This window comes from Komagataeibacter swingsii, from assembly GCF_003207895.1.
Lineage (GTDB): Bacteria > Pseudomonadota > Alphaproteobacteria > Acetobacterales > Acetobacteraceae > Komagataeibacter > Komagataeibacter swingsii.
Map to the genome: position 1 here is coordinate 1 of NZ_NKUB01000062.1, position 5,083 is coordinate 5,083.

The 5,083-nt window shown below is 62.2% G+C and carries 5 protein-coding genes; 4 read left to right on the plus strand and 1 reads right to left on the minus strand.

Annotated features, from left to right (window positions below; genetic code table 11):
- Positions 1-168 precede the first annotated feature (168 nt).
- Positions 169-657: a bactofilin family protein gene (locus CFR76_RS17100; RefSeq protein WP_025439467.1), complete on the minus strand. Its 489-nt coding sequence runs from the start codon at positions 655-657 to the stop codon at positions 169-171.
- A 430-nt stretch (positions 658-1,087) separates the two neighbouring features.
- Between CFR76_RS17100 and CFR76_RS17105 the strand changes: the two genes are divergently transcribed.
- From CFR76_RS17105 to CFR76_RS17120, 4 genes are all read left to right on the plus strand, one after another.
- Positions 1,088-2,098, plus strand: a complete 1,011-nt coding sequence (locus tag CFR76_RS17105) for an adenosine kinase (protein WP_110557934.1) — start codon at positions 1,088-1,090, stop codon at positions 2,096-2,098.
- A 188-nt stretch (positions 2,099-2,286) separates the two neighbouring features.
- Complete coding sequence (typA, locus tag CFR76_RS17110) at positions 2,287-4,110, plus strand: translational GTPase TypA (protein ID WP_025439465.1); 1,824 nt, start codon at positions 2,287-2,289, stop codon at positions 4,108-4,110.
- Between the two features lie 134 nt (positions 4,111-4,244).
- A complete protein-coding gene (locus tag CFR76_RS17115; RefSeq protein WP_244192000.1) occupies positions 4,245-4,616 on the plus strand; it encodes a hypothetical protein in 372 nt (123 codons plus the stop codon).
- A 250-nt stretch (positions 4,617-4,866) separates the two neighbouring features.
- On the plus strand, positions 4,867-5,083 hold a 217-nt coding region (locus CFR76_RS17120; RefSeq protein ID WP_146222680.1), incomplete at its 3' end, for a transposase.

A 5,083-nucleotide genomic window follows, 5' to 3' on the forward strand; every position in this document is an offset into this window, starting at 1 on the left:
ACGCATCGGCTCACTCATCAAAGGCTTCTCACCACAGGAATGTGCCAACTACCTCAAAAACTCAGGATATGCATCAACCTAATCACAGAATGCTCTAAAAAACGCCAGGGCATTGCTGCCACTGGCGTTTTTTCGTATCCGCCCGACGGGTGCGGGCGGATGGGGTGCTTATTCCGCAGCCGGACGCGGCGGCGCGGCGGGTGCAGCGGCAGGCGCCGCGGGGGCGGCCGGCGCGCCCGGTGTGGTGATCATTTCAAGCTGGCCGGTGACCTGGCCACCATCTTCCACCTTCAGGCGACGGCACTTGGCCTTGCCCAGCAGGCGGCCGGTCGAACGGATGGTCAGGCTGCCACGCACCGTCAGCGTGCCGTCGATCGTGCCCGCCAGTTCAGCGTCCTCAACCTCGACTTCCCCCTTGAACACGCCACCCTGCGCGATCTGGAGTTCAGATGCGTTGATCAGGGAGGATTCAACCGTTCCTTCCACAACCAGGCGTTCGGCGTCCTGAATGGTCCCCTGCACGCTGATGCCACGGCCCACGACCAGGGTGCGACGGTCATTTTCCTTTTTGGCGGCCGTGGCGCCCGGCGCACCGGGACGTGCCCCGCCAGGCGCGGGAGGGGCGTTGGGCGTGGGCGGGAAGGGGGGACGGGCCATGGATGTATTTTCCTTGCTGGCAGGTGTGGGTGAGGAAGGGGAGCCACCGCCTGAGGCTGGTCGGCCCGGCTGCTGCACGGGGGGCGTGGTCGGGGCGGCTGGCTGGGTTTCTGCTGGCTTGCGTCGTCTAAACAATATTACCCCGCTTGGTTATGCTGCATCGGGACATGGTGCGCCCCGGAAACTGGAAGATACGCTTTCGGGCTGGTTGCAGGCCGCAGCCCCCCTTAAACGGTTATACGCACCCCCATCATGCCGACAAGGGGCGTTAAGGGGAACAGTGGCGCATAAAAAACATCATGCATTGCGCCGCTTACCCGCCAATGATAGCGATGGGTTACATCGTGCGGGAAAAAATGGGTTATTTCGTGGCGCAGGCACGCCAGACCCGCAGATATGACTGGTTAGATGACGGGTAGTGGAACAGAAGATGGAAAATTCGGGACAGGCGGCGGAATGCCGGTTTGATCTGCTGGGTATCGGCAACGCGATTGTTGATGTCCTGGCACCGGTGGACGCGGCCTTCCCGCAGGATAACGGCATGATACCGGGCAGCATGACGCTGATTGACGCCAACCGCGCCAGGGCGCTGTATGGCCAGATCCGGCGTGAAAAGGAAATGGGTGGCGGGTCCGCGGCCAATACCTGTGTCGTGGCGTCCAACATGGGCGCGCGCGTGGCGTATCTGGGCAAGGTGGCGGCGGATGCGCCGGGACAGGCCTTTGGCGCCGACATGCAGGCGGCGGGCGTGTATTTCCCGTCTTCCCCGCTGCAGGGCGACGCGGGGGAAAACCATCCCACCGCGCGCTGCATCATCCTGGTCACGCCCGATGGCCAGCGCACCATGAACACCTATCTGGGCGCATGCGTCACCTTCAGCCCCGAAGACGTGCTGGCGGATGTCGTGCGCGCGTCCAAGGTCGTGTACATGGAAGGCTATCTGTTCGATCCGCCGGATGCGCAGGAAGCCTTCCGCACCGCCGCCCGTATCGCGCATGAAGCGGGGCGCAAGGTCGCGCTGTCGCTGTCCGACCGTTTCTGCGTCGACCGGCACCGCCATGCCTTCCATGAACTGGTGCGCGGGCATATCGACATCCTGTTCGCCAACGAGGACGAGATCTGCGCCCTGTACCAGACCGACGACTTCGACGAAGCCGCCCGCCTTGTCTCGGCCGATACGCATTTCGCCGTCCTGACCCGTTCCGAACGCGGCAGCGTCATCATACAGGACCAGCAGCGCATCGTGATCGACAGCGTGCGCACGCAGGTGGTTGACACCACGGGGGCGGGCGATGCCTATGCTGCGGGTTTCCTTGCGGGCTGGACATCGGACCGTACGCTGGCCGAATGCGGGCGGCTGGGCAGTGTCGCGGCATCGGAAGTGATCTCGCATTACGGGGCGCGCCCGCTCATGAACATGCGTCAGGACATGGATTTCTGATCCACGGGGGCATTCTGCCGGGCGTGTGATGGGTGCGGGCACGAAGTTTCGCGTGCAATCCGCGCCCTTCCGCTTTATCTACGCAGGCAGCAGCCACTCATTCCGCCGCCGCACGCACGGGTGCCCCCCGCATGTGCCGCTGCGCACCCTTATGGCGTCAGCCAAGGAAAGTCAGGTCAAGAGCACTTATGGATATCCGCAATATCGCCATTATCGCGCACGTCGATCATGGCAAGACAACACTGGTCGACCAGCTTCTTAAACAGTCCGGTTCCTTCCGTGACAACCAGCACGTGGCCGAACGGGCCATGGACAGCAATGACCTGGAACGTGAGCGTGGCATCACGATCCTGGCCAAGTGCACGTCGGTTGTGTGGAAAGACACCCGCATCAACATCATCGACACCCCGGGCCATGCCGATTTCGGTGGTGAGGTCGAGCGTATCCTGAGCATGGTTGACGGCGCGGTCGTGCTGGTCGACTCTGCCGAAGGCGCGCTGCCGCAGACGAAGTTCGTGGTGGGCAAGGCGCTGGCGCGCGGCCTGAAGCCGATCGTGGTTGTCAACAAGATCGACCGTGGCGACGCCCGTCCCGACGAAGTCCATAACGAGATCTTTGACCTGTTCGCCGCCCTTGGCGCCAATGACGAGCAGCTTGATTTCCCCATGCTGTACGCCTCGGGCCGCCAGGGCTGGGCCGATATGGAAATCGACGGCCCGCGCAAGGACCTGTCCCCGCTGTTCGACCTGATCCTGCGCCATGTGCCGCCGCCGAAGGTGAACAAGGACGCGCCGTTCGCGATGGTCGCCACCATTCTGGAAAACGACAACTTCCTTGGCCGCGTGCTGACCGGCCGTGTCGAGCAGGGCACGGCGAAGATGAACATGCCGGTGCATGTGCTGCGCCCCGATGGCTCGGTGGTGGAAACCGGCCGCCTGACCAAGCTGCTGTCCTTCCGTGGCCTTGATCGCGTGCCGGTGGAAGAAGTGGAAGCCGGTGACATCGTGGCCGTGGCCGGCCTGTCGGAAGCGACGATTCCCGAGACGATCGCAGCCCTTGAGGTCAAGGAACCGCTACCCTCCACCCCGGTTGACCCGCCGACGCTGTCCATGACCTTCCGCCTCAACGATGGCCCGCTGGGTGGCCGCGAGGGCAAGAAGGTCACGTCGCGCCAGATCCGTGACCGCCTGTTCAAGGAAACCGAAGGCAACATCGCCATCCGCGTGTCCGAAAGCCCCGAGAGCGAGGCGTTCGAAGTGGCGGGCCGTGGCGAACTGCAGCTTGGCGTGCTGATCGAGCAGATGCGCCGCGAAGGCTTCGAGCTGACCATCGGCCGCCCCCGCGTGCTGTTCCGCACCAATGAGGAAACCGGCGAGCGCGAGGAGCCGTTCGAGGAAGTCCTGATCGACGTGGATGAGCCGTATTCGGGCGTCGTGGTGGAAAAGATGGCGCTGCGCAAGGGCATCATGCAGGACATGCAGCCGTCTGGCGGCGGCAAGGTGCGCCTGAGCTTCCTGATCCCGTCACGCGGGTTGATCGGCTACCATGGTGAATTCCTGACCGATACGCGCGGTTCGGGCATCATGAACCGCCTGTTCTCGGGCTACCAGCCCTATGTCGGGCCGATCGCGGGGCGTCGCAACGGGTCGCTGATCTCGTCCGAGGATGGCGCGACCACGCAGTATTCGCTGTTCTCGCTGCAGGATCGTGGCACGCTGTTCGTTGATGCGGGCGAAAAGGTCTATGTCGGCATGATCATCGGCGAGCATTCGCGTGAGAATGATCTGGAAGTAAACCCGATCCGTGAAAAGAAGCTGACCAATATCCGTGCCGCCGGCAAGGACGAGGCCCTGCTGCTGATCCCGCCGCGCAAGATGAACCTGGAACAGGCCATCGCCTATATTGAGGATGATGAACTGGTTGAGGTCACGCCGTCTGCCGTGCGCATCCGCAAGCGCTACCTTGACCCGCACGAACGCAAGAAGCGCGAACGTTCGGGCGCGGTTGACTGACCTGACTGCCTGCCACTGTGGGGGCTGCAATCTTTAGTTACGTTTCAGTTCTTGAGATTGCGGTCACCATAGGGCAGAAGTAAGACATTACTAACAAATTTAGGAATTTTAATCCGAGACGGCCTCCCTGCGACATGTTACAGCAGGGAAGTCAGCTCGGGTTTGCCGATTCGTCGCCAGCTGGACGCATCGGGGTCCGAATTCCTGATTTGTTGGAGTATTTTTATATGATCGTTTTCCCCCATCGTTTCGTCGCAGCCCTGTCCGCTGTTGCCGTCATGGGCGTTGCCGCCCCTGTCATGGCCCAGACCGCCGAGCCGACCACCCCGGCCGTTTCCGCACCGGAACACGTTCCCGATGCATCTGAAGGGGCCGCCCCGGCAGAAGCCGGCGCCAAGAAGGCAACCAAGCATCACAGTGGCCATCACCACGGTGGTCACCATCATGGTGCGAAGAAGGCTGCTGAACCCACGGATGCGGCGCCTGCCGCTCCGGCCGCGCAGTAATAACCGCGCTGGCCTGCCCGGCATCCCCGTGATGCCGGTCAGGCCAGCCAATAAAAAAGCCCGGTATCAGACCGGGCTTTTTTTATGCTCTGGCCCCGGCGGGTTGAACAAGCCCGCCCGGAGAATGCCGGATGGGTCATGTGGACGTTTCAGATGAAGCCGTCGCGGAAGGCCTGAGCGCATGCCGCCTTTTTGGGGCCTGTTGGGAATTATACTTTTCTGAGGCATCTGGATGTGATTCAAGGTCTGTATGGATCGCTTCATACTGACAGATGCCCAATGGGCGAAGATGGAACCCCTGTGCCTTGGCAAGAAGACGGATCGGGGCCGCAGCGGGAAGGATAACCGCCTTTTCATCGAGGCGGTCTTATGGATTGCGCGGACCAGCAGTCCATGGCGGGATCTGCCGACATATTTCGGACATTGGAACTCGGTCTACTCACGCTACAGCGACTGGATGAAAGCCG

Excerpts from the sequence above, each read along its gene's own strand:
- CFR76_RS17100 (WP_025439467.1), bottom strand. The coding sequence starts at position 657 with ATGGCCCGTCCCCCCTTCCCGCCCACGCCCAACGCCCCTCCCGCGCCT.
- CFR76_RS17105 (WP_110557934.1), top strand. The coding sequence starts at position 1,088 with ATGGAAAATTCGGGACAGGCGGCGGAATGCCGGTTTGATCTGCTGGGT.
- typA (WP_025439465.1), top strand. The coding sequence starts at position 2,287 with ATGGATATCCGCAATATCGCCATTATCGCGCACGTCGATCATGGCAAG.
- CFR76_RS17115 (WP_244192000.1), top strand. The coding sequence starts at position 4,245 with ATGTTACAGCAGGGAAGTCAGCTCGGGTTTGCCGATTCGTCGCCAGCT.